At 73.3% G+C, this 16,854-nt stretch carries 14 protein-coding genes; 9 read left to right on the forward strand and 5 right to left on the reverse strand.

Features of this window, described 5'->3' with window-relative positions; translation table 11 throughout:
- Nucleotides 1-73 precede the first annotated feature (73 nt).
- The 4 genes from KME66_RS03460 (at nucleotide 74) to KME66_RS03475 (ending at nucleotide 3,267) form a co-directional block, all read left to right on the forward strand.
- Complete coding sequence (locus KME66_RS03460; protein WP_216318773.1) at nucleotides 74-505, forward strand: hypothetical protein; 432 nt, start codon at nucleotides 74-76, stop codon at nucleotides 503-505.
- 126 nt (nucleotides 506-631) lie between these two features.
- Entirely contained in the window at nucleotides 632-1,282 is a 651-nt protein-coding gene (locus KME66_RS03465) for a DUF3105 domain-containing protein (protein ID WP_073226671.1), read from the forward strand.
- Nucleotides 1,279-1,932, forward strand: a complete 654-nt coding sequence (locus tag KME66_RS03470) for a DUF305 domain-containing protein (protein WP_216318776.1) — start codon at nucleotides 1,279-1,281, stop codon at nucleotides 1,930-1,932. The genes KME66_RS03465 and KME66_RS03470 overlap by 4 nt, the downstream gene beginning before the upstream one ends.
- Nucleotides 1,933-2,019: 87 nt before the next feature.
- Nucleotides 2,020-3,267 (forward strand): ROK family protein, encoded by a 1,248-nt coding sequence (locus KME66_RS03475; protein ID WP_216318780.1) that lies wholly within the window; start codon nucleotides 2,020-2,022, stop codon nucleotides 3,265-3,267.
- A 182-nt stretch (nucleotides 3,268-3,449) separates the two neighbouring features.
- Here the strand turns inward: KME66_RS03475 and xylA are convergent, their stop codons facing one another.
- Complete coding sequence (gene xylA / locus KME66_RS03480; protein ID WP_073226681.1) at nucleotides 3,450-4,616, reverse strand: xylose isomerase; 1,167 nt, start codon at nucleotides 4,614-4,616, stop codon at nucleotides 3,450-3,452.
- 264 nt (nucleotides 4,617-4,880) lie between these two features.
- On the opposite strand from xylA, the gene xylB reads away from it, so the two are divergent.
- The 5 genes from xylB to KME66_RS03505 all read left to right on the forward strand — a co-directional run bounded on the left by xylB (nucleotide 4,881) and on the right by KME66_RS03505 (nucleotide 10,880).
- Nucleotides 4,881-6,362, forward strand: a complete 1,482-nt coding sequence (xylB, locus tag KME66_RS03485) for a xylulokinase (RefSeq protein WP_216318782.1) — start codon at nucleotides 4,881-4,883, stop codon at nucleotides 6,360-6,362.
- A gap of 81 nt (nucleotides 6,363-6,443) precedes the next feature.
- Nucleotides 6,444-7,718: a VWA domain-containing protein gene (locus KME66_RS03490; RefSeq protein WP_073226689.1), complete on the forward strand. Its 1,275-nt coding sequence runs from the start codon at nucleotides 6,444-6,446 to the stop codon at nucleotides 7,716-7,718.
- Nucleotides 7,718-8,593 carry a hypothetical protein gene (locus tag KME66_RS03495; protein ID WP_216318785.1) on the forward strand — a complete coding sequence of 292 codons (876 nt, stop codon included), beginning with the start codon at nucleotides 7,718-7,720 and terminating at the stop codon, nucleotides 8,591-8,593. Before KME66_RS03490 ends, KME66_RS03495 begins: the two co-directional genes overlap by 1 nt.
- 156 nt (nucleotides 8,594-8,749) lie before the next feature.
- Nucleotides 8,750-9,196 carry a hypothetical protein gene (locus tag KME66_RS03500; protein ID WP_216318788.1) on the forward strand — a complete coding sequence of 149 codons (447 nt, stop codon included), beginning with the start codon at nucleotides 8,750-8,752 and terminating at the stop codon, nucleotides 9,194-9,196.
- A gap of 316 nt (nucleotides 9,197-9,512) precedes the next feature.
- A complete protein-coding gene (locus KME66_RS03505) occupies nucleotides 9,513-10,880 on the forward strand; it encodes a cytochrome P450 (RefSeq protein WP_216318791.1) in 1,368 nt (455 codons plus the stop codon).
- Between the two features lie 136 nt (nucleotides 10,881-11,016).
- On the opposite strand, the gene KME66_RS03510 is transcribed toward KME66_RS03505, so the two are convergent.
- From KME66_RS03510 to KME66_RS03525, 4 genes are read right to left on the reverse strand one after another with little or no spacing between them, the layout of a single operon-like run.
- Nucleotides 11,017-11,991 (reverse strand): ABC transporter substrate-binding protein, encoded by a 975-nt coding sequence (locus tag KME66_RS03510; protein ID WP_073226699.1) that lies wholly within the window; start codon nucleotides 11,989-11,991, stop codon nucleotides 11,017-11,019.
- 1 nt (nucleotide 11,992) lies between these two features.
- A complete protein-coding gene (locus KME66_RS03515; protein WP_216318793.1) occupies nucleotides 11,993-13,978 on the reverse strand; it encodes a proline/glycine betaine ABC transporter permease in 1,986 nt (661 codons plus the stop codon).
- Complete coding sequence (locus KME66_RS03520) at nucleotides 13,978-15,153, reverse strand: glycine betaine/L-proline ABC transporter ATP-binding protein (RefSeq protein ID WP_216318796.1); 1,176 nt, start codon at nucleotides 15,151-15,153, stop codon at nucleotides 13,978-13,980. The genes KME66_RS03515 and KME66_RS03520 overlap by 1 nt, the downstream gene beginning before the upstream one ends.
- Complete coding sequence (locus KME66_RS03525; RefSeq protein ID WP_216318799.1) at nucleotides 15,150-16,769, reverse strand: GMC oxidoreductase; 1,620 nt, start codon at nucleotides 16,767-16,769, stop codon at nucleotides 15,150-15,152. Before KME66_RS03525 ends, KME66_RS03520 begins: the two co-directional genes overlap by 4 nt.
- Between the last annotated feature and the right edge of the window lie 85 nt (nucleotides 16,770-16,854).

Below are 16,854 nucleotides of genomic sequence, written 5' to 3' on the forward strand. Positions count from 1 at the left end.
TCGGGCACACTGTCCCGCGAGCAGGGCGACCCATATTCTTTGAATCTTCATGCACCCATTACGATGACGGGCGATGACCAGGGTGAGCACGCGGAGCGACCGGCAGCGGTACCCCTTCCGCGCGCCCTCCGCCCTGGGCTGGGTCTTCTTCCTGCTGGCCATGCTCTTCTGCTGCTCGGCCACCGCGTCCTCCGCCACCGCGCCGGTCGCGTCGGGCGCCGCCGCGGAGGCCGTTGTCCGCGCGTTCACCCCGACGCCCGACGCCGCCTTCGAACCGGTCGTGCTGGCGTCTCCGGCGGACCACGGTCGGGGGACGTCGTGCCACGGCGGCTCGACGCACACGGCGGGCGTCGTCCTTCCGGCGCCGACCGCCCCAGCGGCCGTTCCCTCGTCCGCGGCCCTCGCCCCCGCCGACCCGCTCATGGGGGCCTCGGCCATCAGGGGTCCCGCGCACGACGCAGTGCGTTCCGTCGATCGACTGCGCCTCCAGATCCAGCGGATCTAGAGGCCGGGTCCGCTCTCCCGCCGCGCCCTCGCGCCGGTTCACCGGGAGCGGCTTTCCCCGCAGTGCGCATCCCCACCCCCTCATGCACAGCCCCCTTGTGCATCGGTTGAACGACGAGGACTTCCCATGGCTTCCGCCAAGAACCAGAACAACCCGGCAGCGGCACGCCGCGCCAAGCTCGAAGAGGCACGCCGCAAGGAGCGCGCCCGTGAGCGCCGGGTCCGCATGATGACCATCGGAGCGTCGGTGGCCGTGGTCGCGGCCCTGGTCGCCGGAGGCGGCTACCTGATGGCGCAGGCGAACGAGAAGGAGAAGAAGGAGGATCAGGCCAGGACGTCGCCCGTCACCGGTGAGCGCAGCTGGGACAAGCTGACGCAGGAGCACGTGGCGAACAAGGTCGACTACCCGATGAACCCGCCCGTCGGCGGTGACCACAACCAGGTCTGGATGAACTGCAACGCGGACGTCTACACCGAGGAGATACCGAAGGAGAACGCCGTGCACTCGCTGGAGCACGGCGCGGTCTGGGTGACGTACAACGACAAGGCCTCGGAGGCGGACGTCGAGGCGCTCACCCAGAAGGTCAAGTCGACCCCGTACTCCCTGATGAGCCCGGTCAAGGACCAGAAGGACCCGCTGATGCTCAGCGCCTGGGGCAAGCAGGTCACGGTCAAGAGCGCCTCGGACGACCGGGTCGACCAGTTCTTCACGAAGTACGTGCAGGGCCCGCAGACCCCCGAGCCGGGGGCCGCCTGCACCGGCGGGCTGGACACGTGACCGCCCTCGCACCCGCCCGCTCGACGCGCCGGCTGGTCCTCGCGGGGGCCTCGGTGCTGCTCGTCGCGCTGGGCCTCGTGGCGCTGATGGTCGTCCGCCCGTCCTCCGCCTCCCCGTCCGGGACGTCGTCGCAGTCCGCTCCGGCGGAGGACTCCGTGGACGCGGGCTTCGCCCGGGACATGGCGATCCACCACCAGCAGGCGGTCGAGATGTCGTTCATCGTGCGGGACCGCACCGACGACGAGGACGTGCGGCGGCTCGCCTACGACATCATCAACACCCAGGCCAATCAGCGCGGCATGATGCTGGGCTGGCTGGAGTTGTGGGGGCTGCCGAAGAGCGCGGCCGGGCCGCCGATGGCGTGGATGGGACACGCGCTCACGCCGGCCGACGACGGTTCGCTGATGCCGGGCATGGCGACCGACGCGGAACTGGCCGCGCTCACGGCCGCGGAGGGCGAGGAGGCCGAGATCCTTTTCCTGCGGCTGATGACCGTGCACCACCGCGCGGGCGCCGACATGGCACAGGCCGCCGCCGGCGCGGCGCGGACGGACGCCATCCGGAACCTGGCGCAGGGCATGGTGCGGGGCCAGCAGTCGGAGATCGGCCTGATGGCGGACATGCTGAAGGACCGGGGCGCGAAGCCCTGATCGCGAGGGGCGGTTCCGGCCGCGGTGCCGGGACCGCCCCTTCGCACGCCCGCCGTCCCGAGCCCATCGCATAGGCTCGGCGACGATATGAAGAGCATCCTCACTCCGCTGGGGCCCAAGGCCGACAAGGACACCGTGCGACGGCACAATCTCAGCCTGGTGCTGCGCGCCGTGCGGGACGAGGGCGAGCGCGGCGAGGCCACGCGGGCCGCAGTGGCCGCCCGGGTCGGGTTGACCCGGGCCGCGGTGTCCTCGCTCGTCGAGCAGCTGCTGGACAGCGGCTTCCTCACCGAGTCGGGCAAGACGTTCAGCGGCCAGGCCGGCCGCCCCGGCACCGCGCTCAAGGTGGCCCGCACCGGTCCGGCCGGGCTCGGGGTGGAGATCAACATCGATTACGTCTCGGTGTGCGTGGTGGATCTGGCGGGCACCGGCCGGGTCCGGCAGACCGAACACCTCGACAACCGGGGCGCGCCCGCCGAGGAGGCGCTGGCGCGGGCGGCCCGGCTGGCCGCACGGACCCTGGAGTCGGCGTCCGAGCAGGAGTTGCGTCCGGTGGGCGCGGTGCTGGCGCTGCCGGGTCTCGTCTCCGGCGGTTCGGTACGGCAGGCCCCCAACCTCGGCTGGAACGAGGTCCCGGCGCAGGAGCTCTTCGCCGGCGCGCTGGCCGCCCTGCGCCCCGGCGACCCGGTGCTGCCGGTCGCCTCCGAGAACGAGGCCAATCTCGCGGCACTGGCCGAGCTGTGGTTCGGCGGCCTCGGGGACGTCCGCAGCTTCCTCTATCTGACCGGGGAGATCGGGGTCGGCGGGGCTCTCGTCCTGAACGGCGAACTGCTGCGCGGGGCGCACGGTTTCGCCGGGGAGATCGGGCATGTCGTGGTGGATCCGGCGGGCCCGGAGTGCCGGTGCGGTTCGCGGGGGTGCCTGGAGCAGTACGCCGGACAGACGGCGCTGCTGCGGGCGGCCGGGATCGAGGAGGTCGGCGGCGCCTCCGGGGTGCTGGAGCTGGAGCGGCGCGCGGGGGCGCGGGACCGGCGCGCGGTGGCCGCGATCGACGAGGCGGGCCGGATGCTGGGCCGGGTGCTCTCGGGGGCGGTCAATCTGGTCGACCCGGACGCGGTGGTGCTCGGGGGGATCTACCGGGGCCTGATGCCGTGGCTGGCGCCGCCCGCCGACGCGGAGCTGACGGGCCGGGTGGTGTCGGGCCTCTGGTCGCCCGGCAGCGGCCGGCTGCGGGCGTCGTCGGTGGCGGGCGACGCGGCGCGGGGCGCTGCGGCGCTCGTGGTGCAGGACGTGCTGGACGATCCGGTGGCGTACGCGGAACCGTCGGGCGGGTGATCCGGGAGCCGGGACCGCCCGGCCCCCGCTCCCGGGCTTCGCCCACGCCGTACGTCACCCGGCCCGGCCCGCCCGCCGGGCCACCCGGGTACGCCCCCCGCGCGGGCCCGCCCGGTGCGTCACCCGCGCAGGCCCATCCCGTCAGCGACCCGCGCGGGGGCCGCGCGATCGGCCCCGTTGCGTCAGCGGACGGCGAGCAGGTGGTCCATGGCGAGCTGGTCCAGTGCCTCGAAGGCCATCCCGCGTTCCGCCGCCGCGTCCACGTCGAACTCCTCGTACGCCGTGCGGTCGGCCAGCAGTTCGGCCAGGCCTGCCCCCGCGGTCGGGCGCGCCAGCTCGTCCAGTCGGGACGCCCGCAGCGCCGCCCGCACCTCGGGGTCGGCGCGGAAGGCCGCGGCCCGCTCCTTGAGGATGAGGTAGTTGCGCATGCAGCCGGCGGCCGAGGCCCAGACGCCGTCGTGGTCCTCGGTGCGCGGGGGCTTGAAGTCGAAGTGGCGCGGACCTTCGTAGCCGCTCTCCAGCAGGTCGACGAGCCAGAACGCCTGGCGGAGGTCGCCCGCGCCGAAGCGCAGGTCCTGGTCGTACTTGATGCCGGACTGGCCGTTGAGGTCGATGTGGAAGAGCTTGTCCGCCCACATGGCCTGGGCGATCCCGTGGGGGAAGTTGAGCCCGGCCATCTGCTCGTGCCCGGTCTCCGGGTTGACGCCGACCAGCTCCGGGCGCTCCAGGCGCTCGATGAAGGCCAGGGCATGGCCGATGGTGGGCAGCAGGATGTCGCCGCGCGGCTCGTTGGGCTTGGGCTCCAGGGCGAAGCGGAGGTCGTAGCCCTGCTCGGTGACGTACTCGCCGAGCAGGTCGAAGGCCTCCTTCATCCGGTGCAGGGCGAGGCGGACGTCCTTGGCCCCGCCGGATTCGGCGCCCTCACGACCGCCCCACGCCACGAACGTCGTCGCGCCGAGTTCGACGGCGAGGTCGATGGTGCGCAGGGTCTTGCGGAGCGCGAAGCGGCGTACGTCGCGGTCGTTGGCGGTGAACCCGCCGTCCTTGAAGACGGGGTGCGTGAAGAGGTTCGTCGTGACCATGGGCACGACGAGTCCGCTGCCGTCGACCGCCTGCCGGAAGCGCTTGACGATCCTCTCGCGCTCGGCCTCCGGCGCGCCGAAGGGGATCAGGTCGTCGTCGTGGAGGGTCACGCCCCAGGCACCCAGCTCCGCGAGCCGCTGGACCGACTCGACGGGGTCGATGGCCGCGCGGGTCGCGTCGCCGAAGGGGTCCCGGCCCTGCCAGCCCACGGTCCACAGACCGAAACTGAACTTGTCCTCGGGGGTGGGGGTGAAGCGTTCCGTCATGGTCGTCCGACCGCCTTCGCCTGCTGTCGGGACACCCGGCCACAAGCCCGGCACCCCTATTTGTTCAGTGTCATGACTAATCAAGCACACCACGCCGGGGCACGGAACCCCCTGTGAGCGGGGAACGTCGGCACCCCCCTGTGCAGAGGGCCGCGCATCCCGTAATTTGTTCATGCCTCAGCCGAATGATCGGCGCGTGCCCCGCACCGCGATCCGATTCGTGACCAGCCCCCGGACCAGCCCCGTATTGCGAAAGAGGCCCCCATGCCGTCACCCGCCGTCGTCATCGGCGTGGACAGTTCGACCCAGTCCACCAAGGCGGTCCTCATCGACGCCGGGACCGGCGAGCAGCTCGCCGTGGGGCGCGCCCCGCACCTGGTCACCGGCGAGGCGGGGGCCCGGGAGAGCGATCCGGAGACCTGGTGGCGGGCGCTGTGCGAGGCGGTGGCCGCCGGGCTGAAGGAGTCCGGCCTGCCCGCCCGCGCGGTGACCGGGATCGCGGTGGCCGGGCAGCAGCACGGGCTCGTCGTGCTCGACCGGGCGGGCCGCCCGCTGCGCCCCGCGCTGCTGTGGAACGACACCCGCTCGGCGCCGCAGGCCGCCGCGCTCACCGAGGCGCTCGGCGGGCCCGGCGCCTGGACGACGCGGACCGGGTCCGTACCGGTGGCCTCCATCACCGCCTCCAAGTGGCAGTGGCTGCGGCAGAACGACCCGGCGAGCGCGGCGGACGCGGCGGCGGTCCGGCTCCCCCACGACTTCCTGACCGAACGCCTCGCGGGCGTCGCCGCCACCGACCCCGGGGACGCCTCGGGCAGCGGCTGGTACTCCACCGCGACCGGCGCGTACGACCCCGGGCTGCTGGACCTCCTCGGCCTGGACGCGGCCCTGCTGCCGGAGGTGGCGCCCACCGGGGCGGCCCGGATCGGCTCGCTCACCGCGGCGGCGGCACAGGCACTCGGCCTGCCGGCGGGCATCGCGGTGGCGGCCGGGACCGGCGACAACATGAGCGCCGCCGTGGGCCTCGGGCTGGGCGGCGAGGGGCTGCTGGACCACCCGGCCCTCAGCCTCGGCACCTCCGGCACGGTGTTCGCGGCCTCGCGCACCCGCCCCGCGTCCCCCGCGCTCAACGGGTTCGCCGCCGCCGACGGGACGTACCTCCCGCTGGCCTGCACCCTCAACTGCACGCTCGCCGTGGACAAGGTGGCGGCCCTGCTGGGCCTGGACCGCGAGGACGCGGCACCCGGCGGGGAGGCGGTCCTCCTCCCCTACCTCGACGGGGAACGGACCCCCGACCTGCCGACCGCCTCGGGCCTGCTCACCGGGCTCCGCCACGACACGACCCGGCAGCAACTGCTGGGCGCCGCCTACGAGGGCGCGGCCGTCACCGTGCTGCGCGCCACGGACGCGCTCCTGTCGGCCTGCGGCCTCGACCCGGCCGACCCCGAGGTCGCCGCCCGCCCGCTGCGCCTGATCGGCGGCGGAGCGCGGGGGCTGATGTGGGTGGAGACGGTACGCCGACTCTCCGGGCGCCCGCTCGTCATCCCGGGCGGCACGGAGCTGGTCGCCCTCGGGGCGGCGGCGCTGGCCGCGTCGGCCGCGGGCGGCGGCGACCCGGTGGCCCTGGCGACGGCGTGGCAGACGTCCGGGACGGACCGTCAGCTGCCGCCGGTGGAGCGGGACACGGAGACCTGGGAGCGGGTCACGTCGGTCCTGGAGCGGGCGTCGGAGCCGCTGCTGGGCGGCTGAGCCCACCGGGTGCGGACGGGCGTCGACGGGCCCCGAAGCACCGGGTTGGGATTACGAACTGATTTTCCATAAGATCCGGCGATGATCACTAGAAAACGGCTGACGACCGGGGTGGGCATAACGCTCGCCACCCTGGCCGCCGGGCTCGGCACCGCGATCCCCGCCGCCGCCGACGAAGCCCCCGCCGCCCCCTCCCCCAAGGTCGAGCTGGTGCTCGACGTCAGCGGGTCCATGCGCACCCGGGACATCGACGGCCAGTCCCGGATGGCCGCCGCGAAGCAGGCGTTCAACGACGTGCTGGACGCGGTGCCCGAGCAGGTTCAGCTCGGCATCAGGACGCTCGGTGCGGACTATCCGGGTGAGGACCGGAAGGTCGGGTGCAAGGACACCAAGCAGCTCTATCCGGTCGGCCCGCTCGACCGTACGGAGGCCAAGACCGCGGTCGCCACCCTCGCGCCCACCGGGTTCACCCCGATCGGCCCCGCCCTGCTCGGAGCCGCCGACGATCTGGAGGGCGGGGACGGCTCGCGGCGGATCGTGCTCATCACGGACGGCGAGGACACCTGCGGGCCGCTCGACCCGTGCGAGGTGGCCCGGGAGATCGCAGCCCGGGGCACCCACCTGGTCGTGGACACGCTGGGGCTCGTGCCCAACGCCAAGATCCGCCAGCAGCTGACCTGTATCGCCGAGGCCACCGGCGGGACGTACACCGCAGTCCAGCACAAGGAAGAACTCTCGGGCCGGGTCAAGCAGTTGGTGGACCGGGCCGCCGAGCCCGTCGTCACTCCGGTGGCGACCGAGGGGGCGAAGAGCTGTTCCACCGCGCCCGAACTGAAGCCGGGCCTCTTCACCGACCGCTCGGAGATCGGCCAGCACCGCTGGTACCGCGTCGACGTGCTGCCCGGCCAGGAGCTGCGCGCCTCGGCCAGCGTCGCCGCCGACCGTGCCGTGGACGACGACTACGGGATCCTGCTGCGTGCGGTGACCGTGCACGGGCGCGAGATCGTCCGGGGTTCCGAGGCCGGCACCGGCCGGACGGACGTGATCTCGTCGGGGCTGCGCTATCCGAAGCCCGAGACGGAGGAGGCCGACGACGGCGAGCCCGCCGCCGAGACCGTCTGCCTCCAGCTCGCCCACTCCTTCTCCGCGCCCGCCTCGGTGAAGCGGTCCCCCGGCCTGCCGGTCGAGCTGACCGTGGACGTGGTGGACGGCCCGGACAACGCATCGGACGTGGCGGCCTTCGGGCTCGGCCGCGGCTGGTGGCTGCTCGGCGTGCTCGTCCTGACCGGACTGGTCGCGGGCCTGCTGACCGGCTGGATCTCGCGCTGGCGTATCGCCGTCTGGAGGACCAACTGATGACCAGGACCCTTCGCCGCCCCCGCGGCGCACGGCTCGCGCTCACCGGGGCGCTGCTCGCCGGGCTCGCCCTCCTCGGCACGGCGGGCCCGGCGTTCGCGGACGACCCGTCGGCGAGCGCGAGCCCCGCCGGGGACGAGGCCGGGCCCACGGAGGCCGGCACCACGTTCCGTACGGCGACCGCCCTGGAACAGGGCCAGTCCGGCACCGCCCAGGCCTCGGCCGGCGACTACCTGTACTGGGTGTTCCCGGCCGACGCCGGTCAGCGTCCCACCGTCGAGGCAACCGTCAAGCTGCCCGAGAGCGCCGCCCGGCGCGGTACGTCCACGTGGCAGGTCGACGTGTACGACGGGCTGCGCCGCCGCCAGGCCTGCATGTACGGGCACCAGACCCGCAAGGCCGCGGCCGACGCCGCCTCCGTCGAGCTGTCCTGCGTCCTGCGCCCCGTGCGGTCCTGGTCCGAGCCGTGGGCGAACGACCCGCTGCCCGGGAGCTACTACATCCGCCTCACGGTGGTGGACCTGCCCGCCGCCGATCTGGGGCTGCCGGTCGGGGTGGAGGTGAGGACGAGCTTCAAGGAGCTGGGCGGGGCCCACGACCGGGACGGCACTCTCGCCGAACCGCTCGTGCCGGGCGTCTCCGTCGCCTCGGCTGGCGAGTCGGGCGAGGCGGGAGACGGAGGTGACGGGGGCGCTGCGGAGGCGCCGCGGACCGTCGCCACCGGTGAGCCGGAGGACGGCTGGGCCTCGGGCTGGTGGACCGACCGCTGGCTGTGGACCGTGGGCGGTGGCGTACTCGCCGCGCTGGCGGCCGTGTTCGGCTACTCGCTGACGCGGGGCCGGGGCCGCCCGGCCCACGTACCGCCCGGCGTCTGACAGGCGCCGGGCCGCGCCCGCACGGCGGCTCTCCCCGGCCTCGACGGTCCCGGCTCCCCGGCGGGGGCGGGATCATCGAGTCCGGGGAACGCCCGGCCGGGGGCGCCGCAGCGGCGGGGTACGCTCGGCCGGGTCGCCGCAGCGGAGGGGAACAGGATGAGCGGGACGACGACGTACGTACGGTTCCAGAGCACCGAGCGCGACCCCCGGGGCCACTTCCCGGGCATCTTCGCCCTGGCCAACCGGCTGGCGCGGGAGGGGCGGCTCAGCGAGGAGCAGCACCGCTTCTGGCGGTCGGGGAACGACTGGTACGACGCCGCCTACCCCGACCCCTCGCGGGTCGATCCGACGGTGTACGACCCCGAGGTCAACCCCGGGGCCGTGGCCTGGTTCAAGGAGACGGCGACGCATCTGCTGGACCGGATCCCGGGCTATCTCGCGCTGCTGGCCGCGCACGGGGTGGCGTGCGAACGGCTGGATTCGGTGGATCCCGGCCGGGTCGTGTACGAGGACGAGGTCCAGGTCGTCGTGGTGCCCCGGCCCGGCGACGGGCCCGGAGCGGGAGCGGCGGTGCCCGGGGGTGACTCCGGCCGGGCTCGGTGATCCGGTCCGTGCCGGTCCCCTGGCCCGCCCGGTGACAGCGGTACGCGCACGGAGCGCCTCGCCTCACCGCCTCACCGCCGCACCGCGTCGGCCTTCCCGCCGGATGTCCGCACGGGGACGAAACTCCTCCCGCGATCCCTGTCCGCATCCGTGGACGGCTGCGGCTGATCCCGACAACTCACCCGTCCCACACCGCTTCTGACGGATTTCGGCCACGCCCGGCGGACGCCCTGGCGGAGCGCCGCCGCCATCGTGTTCGATGGGCTCGAACGGTCGCGCGCCGGCAGTGGCGCGCCCCAGGGAGCGGAGTTCCTCGATGTCCACGCAGACCGGCCCGGCGCTCGACACCCAGCCGAGCGGCCACGCGTTCGCGCCGGGACCCAAGGGGCTGCCGCTGGTGGGGAACCTGCCGCAGTTCGGCAAGAACCCGCTGGCCTTCTTCGAACTGCTCCGCGGACACGGGGACATGGTGCGCTGGCGGTTCGGCCGCAACCGGTGCGTCTTCCTCTCCGACCCCGACTGCATCGGCGAGTTGCTGACCGAGACGGAGCACACCTTCGACCAGCCGAATCTCGGCATCGCCTTCCGTACGGTGCTGGGCAACGGGATGCTCGTGGCGCGGGGCCGCGACTGGCGGCGCAAACGCTCGCTGGTGCAGCCCTCGGTGCGGCCCAAGCAGGTCAGGTCCTACGCGGCCACCATGGCGGACTCGGCGGTGGAGCTGGCGGACCGCTGGTCGGACGGCCAACGGATCGACGTCAAGCAGGAGATGTCCGCGCTCACGCAGAAGATCGCCGTGCGCACGATCTTCGGGGTGGACACCCCGGCGGACTCCGAGGCGATGGGGCGGGCGATGGACATCGCCCAGATGGAGATCGGCAAGGAGTTCGCCGGGATCGGCGCGCTGCTCCCCGACTGGGTGCCGACCCCGGGCCGGACGCGCATCAAGAAGGCCGCCGCCGTCATCGACGCCGAGGTGGGCCGGGTGGTCGCCCGGCACCGGGACGGTGAGGAGGAACGCCCCGACCTGCTCAGCCGGTTGCTGACCGCCGTCGACGAGAGCGGGACGCGCCTCACCGACGACGAGATCCGCGACGAGACGGTCACGCTCTACATCGGCGGTCACGAGACGACGAGCACGACGCTGGTGTGGGCGTGGTATCTGCTCGGCCGCAGCCCCCGGGTGCGCGACGCGCTCGCCGAGGAGCTGGACCGGGTGCTCGGCGACCGGGAGCCCGGCTTCGAGGACTACGCCCGGCTGACGTACACCCAGGCCGTGGTGAAGGAGACGCTGCGGCTGTACCCGGCGGTCTGGCTGATCACCGGGATCGCCAAGGAGGGGGCGGTGATCGGGGGCCTGCCCATCGAGGAGGGCACCCGGGTGTGGAGCAGCCAGTGGTCCACCCAGCGCGACGCGCGGTGGTTCCCGGAGCCGGAGGAGTTCCGGCCGGAGCGCTGGGATTCCGCGAGCGGTGACGAGATCGCGGAGTACGCGTGGTTCCCGTTCGGCGGCGGGCCCCGGGTCTGCATCGGTACGCGCTTCGCGATGGTGGAGGCCGTCCTCCTGCTGGCGGTACTGGCCCGCCGCTTCACCCTGGACGTGGACCCGGGCGAGATCACGCCCGTGACGGGACTGACGCTCCAGCCGGACCGGGACGTCACCGCGACGGTCCGGGCGCGGTAGCGGGAGGGCGGACCGGACCCCGGGAGGAGCACGGCGCCTCGGAGGGGAGCACCGGCGCCTCGGGGGATACCGGCGCCCGGCGGACCGCAGTCGGCGCCCGGCTCCTGGGTAGCAGGGAGCCGGGCGCCGGAGCGTGTCAGTCCGCGGGCAGCCACTTCTTCCAGACGTCCGGGTGGCGCTCGATCCAGCGCTTCGCCGCCTCCTGGGGAGTGAGCTTCTGCGAGGCGATCATCTCGGACACCTCGTTCTGGTCCTCCTCCGACCAGTGGAACTTCTTCAGGAACGCGGACGCGTCCCCGCCGCGGTCGGCGAAGTCGGCGTTGAGGAACTTCTGCAACGGAGTCGTCGGGTAGGCGCAGTCGATGTCCGCAGGGTCCTTGGCCGCGCACTCGTCCGTGTACTCGGGCAGCTCCACCTCCACCATCGGCACCTCGTTGAACAGCCACTGCGGCTGGTACCAGTAGCTGAGGAAGGGCTTCTTCGCCTTGGCGAACTGCTGGATCTGGGTGATCTGGGCCGCCTCGGAGCCGGCGAAGACCACCTTGTAGTCGAGATCCAGGTTCTTCACCAGGGCCACGTCGTTGGTGACGTAGGACGGCGAGCCGTCCATCAGCTGGCCCTTGCCGCCGCTCTCGGCGGTCCTCAGCCGGTCCGCGTACTTGTTGAGGTTCTTCCAGTCGGTGACGTCGGGGTTCTCGTCGGCCCAGTACTTCGGGACGTACCAGCCGATGTGGCCGGTGACGCCGAGGTCGCCGCCGGGGACGATGGTCTTCTTCTCGTCGACGTACAGCTTCTCCTGGTCCGGGTGGCCCCAGTCCTCCAGGATCGCGTCGACGCGGCCCTGGCTGAGGGCGTCCCAGGCGGGGACCTCGTCGGTCTGGACGAGGTCGACGCGGTAGCCGAGCTCCTCCTTGAGGAGCTGCTCGGCGACGGCGACGTTCGCCTGGGCGCCGACCCAGGACTGGACGGAGAGCGTCACCGTCTTGACCCCGGCGGGGGCGGCGAACGGGGAGGCCTGCTTGGTCATGTCGGCGGCGCCGCAGCCCGCCGTGGCGAGCAGAGCTGCGGCCGACGACAGCGCCGTGATCAGGCGCGTACGGGAGCGGTTCATCTCAGCTCTCCTGTCGCTGGCGGCGGGTGGTGGGCTGGGTGACCCGGTCGAGCATCAGGCCGAGGCAGACGATCGCCGCTCCGGCGACGAGACCGGTGGCCAGGTCGCCCTGGGCGAGGCCGAGGACGACCTCGTAGCCGAGGGCGCCGGAGCCGACGAGTCCGCCGATGATGACGACGGCGAGGACCAGCACGACCGCCTGGTTGACGGCGAGCAGCAGGGAGGGCCTGGCCAGCGGGATCTGCACCTGGCGCAGTTGCTGGCCCGGGGTCGCGCCGAGGGAGCGGGCGCCCTCCATCGCCGCCGGGTCGACGCCCCGCAGCCCCTGGGTGGTGATGCGGATGACGGCGGGCAGCGCGTAGACGACCGCGGCCGCGGCGGCGGGCGCGCGGCCGACGCCGAACAGTGCGACGACGGGGATCAGGTAGACGAACTGCGGCATGGTCTGGAAGACGTCCAGGACCGGTCGCAGCAGCTTCTCCAGGCGTTCGCTGCGGGCCGTCCCGACGGCGACGCCGAAGCCGATGACCAGGGTGACGGCGACGGCGGCGAGCACCTGGCTGAGGGTGTCCATGGAGGGCTTCCACACGCCGAGCACGCCGATCGCGGCCATGGCGAGGACGGCGGTGGCGGCGGTCCGCCAGGTGCCGATGGTCCAGGCGAGGGCGGCGACGATCAGCAGCACCGACCACCAGGGCAGTCCGGTGAGGCCGCTGCGCAGGGGGTTGAGGACACCGCTGGTGAAGTGGGAGGCGAGGTCGGCGGTGCCGCCGACGACGGGCACCCCCGTGTAGAGGTGGTCGACCATCCAGTCCTTGGCGGTGTTGACCGGTCCGGCGATGGCCACGGTGACGTTCTCGGGCCAGACCCGCCCGTCGGCGAGCCGCCCGACGACGGCGACGACCGCGGTGAGCGCGGCGGCCAGGGACCAGCCGCGCCAGCCGCGCAGCAGGGCCGGGCCGGTGGGCTCGGCGCCGATGCGGTGTCCCGCCGCCTCCGTCGTGCGGTCCAGCACGACGGCCAGCAGCACGATCGGGATGCCCGCGGCGAGGGCGGCGCCGACGTCCACGGAGGACAGCGCCTGGTAGACCCGGTCGCCGAGGCCCCCGGCACCGATCACGGAGGCGATGACGGCCATGGAGAGCGCCATCATGATGGTCTGGTTGAGGCCGAGGAGGAGTTCCTTGCGGGCCAGCGGGAGCCGGGCGCTCAGCAGCCGCTGGCGTCCGGTCGCGCCGAGCGAGGTGACGGCCTCCATGACGCCGCCGTCCGCGCCGCGCAGACCGAGCGCGGTGAGCCGGGCCATCGGCGGGGCCGCGTACACGACGGTGGCGAGGACGGCGCCGGGCACGCCGATGCCGAACACCAGCACCACGGGCAGCAGATAGGCGAAGGCGGGCAGCACCTGCATGGTGTCCAGGACCGGTCGCAGGATGCGGAACACCCGGTCCGAGAGCCCGGCGGCGAGACCGAGGAGCAGCCCCAGGACGACGGAGGCGAGAACGGCGACGACCATCAGCGCGAGCGTCTGCATGGTGGGGACCCACATGCCGAGCAGCCCGCAGAGCAGGAACGACACGCCCGCGGTGAGGGCCAGGCGCACTCCGGCGACGCGCCAGGCGACGGCGGCGGCGAACACGGTGACGCCGGCCCAGCCGAGGGCCAGGAGGAGCAGGTAGACGCCGCGTACGGAGAGCACGACGGCGTTGCTGATGTGGCCGAAGAAGTAGAGGAACAGCGGGTGGCTGTCGCGGTTGGAGACGATCCAGTCCGTGACCTCGCCGAGCGGGGCCGAGAGGTCGGCGGTCAGCGCCTCGGGCCAGACCCCGCCGCCCCAGCGGCCGTGCACGAGCGGCACGACGACGACGGCGACGAGCGCGAGCAGCAGAAGCTTCGCGGCGGCGGGACGGTCGCGGAGGACGGCCAGCGGCCCGCGGCGCGTACCCGGGGCGGCGGGGCGGGCCGGGGTGGCCTGTGCGGTGGCCATCAGGCGGTCACCTCCCGGGTGCCGTCCGGCGCGTCGGGAGCCCCGGACGCGGGGGCGGTCGACGCCGGCGTGGCGGCGTCGCCGGCGCCGTCCGTTCCGGCCACGACGTCCAGCAGGCAGGCGTGGTCGACGACGCCGACGAGGCGGCCGCCGTCCATCACGCGGGCGGCGGGGTCGCCGGAGCGGGAGACCGCTTCGATGGCCTCGGAGACGGTGGCGTCGGTGCGCACGGCCGGGCCGCGCTCGCTCTCCCCGGCGAGCGCGGGCCGCATGGCGGTGGCGACGGTGAGGACCTGCTCGCGCGGCACGTCGCGGACGAACTCGCGGACGTAGTCGTCGGCGGGCGAGCCCACGATCTCCTCGGGGGTGCCGAGCTGGACGATGCCGCCGTCGCGCATGAGCGCGATCCGGGTGCCCAGGCGGAGGGCCTCGCTGAGGTCGTGGGTGATGAAGACCATGGTGCGGCCCTCCTCGCGGTGCAGGCGGACCACCTCGTCCTGCATCTCGCGGCGGATCAGCGGGTCCAGCGCGCTGAACGGCTCGTCGAAGAGGAGGACGGAGGGATCGACGGCGAGCGCGCGGGCGAGGCCGACACGCTGCTGCTGGCCGCCGGAGAGCTGCGAGGGGCGGCGGTCCTCCAGGCCGTCGAGACCGACCTTGGCGACCAGTTCGGCGGCCCTGGCGCGGCGTTCGGGCTTGCCGAGGCCCTGGATCTCCAGGCCGTAGGCGACGTTGTCCAGCACCGTGCGGTGCGGCAGCAGTCCGAAGTGCTGGAAGACCATCGCGGCCCGGTGGCGGCGCAGTTCGCGCAGCCGGGAGCGGTCCATCGCGAGGACGTCCTCGCCGTCGATGGCGAGGGTGCCGCTGGTGGGCTCGATGAGCCGGGTCAGACAGCGTACGAGGGTCGACTTGCCGGAGCCCGACAGGCCCATGACGACGAAGACCTCGCCCTTGCGGACGTCGAACGAGACGTCGCGGACGGCGGCGGTGCAGCCGGTGGCCTCGCGCAGTTCGGCGGGCGGGAGTGCCCCGTACTCGCTGCCGGGAATCCGGTCGGACTTGGGTCCGAAGACCTTCCAGAGGTTGCGTACGGAGAACACGGGGTTCTCGTCGCCTCCGGTGGCTCCCGCCTCGCCGGCGGGCTCGGTGGTCTTGAGGGTCTCGGTTCCGGTCATCGGGCATCGCCTCCGGTGCTGGTGCTGGTTCCGTCGGCCGGCGCGGTCGCGTGCGCCTGGCCGGCGAGGAGTTCGGCGCACTTCTCGCCGACCATCAGGACGCCGATCATCGGGTTGACGGCGGGCATGGTCGGGAAGACGGACGCGTCGGCGATCCGGATGCCCTGAAGGCCACGGATGCGCAGCTGCGGGTCCACGACGGCCTCGTGGTCGTCGGTGGCGCCCATCCTGCAGGTGCCCGCCGGGTGGTAGACGGTGTGGGCGACCTTGCGGGCGTACTCGCTGATGTCCTCGTCCGAGGTGACCTCGGGGCCGGGGCACACCTCGCGCTTGAGCCAGTGGGCCAGCGGCTCGGTGCGTGCGATCTCGCGGGCGAGCTTGATGCCGTCGACCAGGGTGCGGCCGTCGTAGTCGTCCTCGTCGGTGAAGTAGCGGAAGTCCAGGGCCGGCTTGACCTCGGGGTCGGCGCTCGTGAGGTAGAGGCGGCCCCGGCTGCGCGGCTTGGGGATGTTCGGGGTCATCGACACGCCGTGCTCGGGCTTCTCGTAGCCGAGCCGCTCCGGATTGTCGGTGAAGGGGATCTGGTAGAAGTGGAACATCAGGTCCGGGCCCCGGGATCCGGGGTCGCGGCGGACGAAGAGTCCCGCGTCGGAGTCCATCGCGGAGTTCTCCGGGATGGGCCCGTCGGTCTCCCAGACGATGACGGACTCCGGGTGGTCGAGCAGGTTCTCGCCGACGCCCGGAAGGTCGTGGCGGACCTCGATGCCCAGCGCCGACAGGTCCTCGCGCGGGCCGATCCCGGAGTGCATCAGCAGCCGGGGGGTGTCCACCGCGCCCGCGCAGACGATGACTTCGCGGGCCGCGCGCAGCAGCACCTCCTCGCCGTCCTTCCTACGGACGTGGACGCCGGTGGCGCGGGTGCCGTCGAACTCCAGGCGGTAGGCCCAGGTCTCCAGCAGGATCCGGAGGTTGGGGCGGTCACCGGCCTCGATGTGCGGGTGGAGGTAGGCCACCGAGGCGGACGAGCGCTTGTTGTTCTCGGGGTGGTAGGCGAGGTCGAAGAAGCCGACGCCCTCGTGGAACGGCTTGCGGTTGAAGCCCTCCACGCGCGGGACCCCGGCCGCCTCCTGGGCCGCGTCGACGAAGTCGCGGGCGATGGCGTTGCGGTCCTTCTCGTCGACCGGGACGATGTTGTTGCGGAGCTTGGCGAAGTACGGGTCCATCGCGGCGGCGTCCCAGCCGTCGGCGCCCGCCTCGGCCCACTCGTCCCAGTCGCCGGGCAGCGGCTTGAAGCTGATCAGCGTGTTGTGCGAGGAGCATCCGCCCAGCACCCGGGCGCGGCTGTGCCGGATGTGGCTGTTGCCGCGCGGCTGCTCGGTGGTCGGGTAGTCGTAGTCCAGGTCACCGCCGAGCAGGCCGAGCCAGCGGCGCAGGGTCAGCACGTCGTCTCGGTCGATGTCGGTGGGACCGCCCTCGATCACGGTGACGGTGACGTCGGGGTCCTCGGTGAGCCGGGAGGCGATGACCGACCCGGCGGTGCCGCCGCCGACGATCACGTAGTCGGCCACGGCGCCCTCGGGATCGGGGACTGCGGTGCTGCGGGGGGTGGAAGGCATCGGTCACTGCTCCTTCTGCAAGGTTCGTGCGTGTGCGTGGTGCTGCGAACAGCCGGGCGGGGCCCCGGGGTCACTCCGGCCCGGG

The sequence above is a fragment of the Streptomyces sp. YPW6 genome (assembly GCF_018866325.1).
GTDB lineage: Bacteria > Actinomycetota > Actinomycetes > Streptomycetales > Streptomycetaceae > Streptomyces.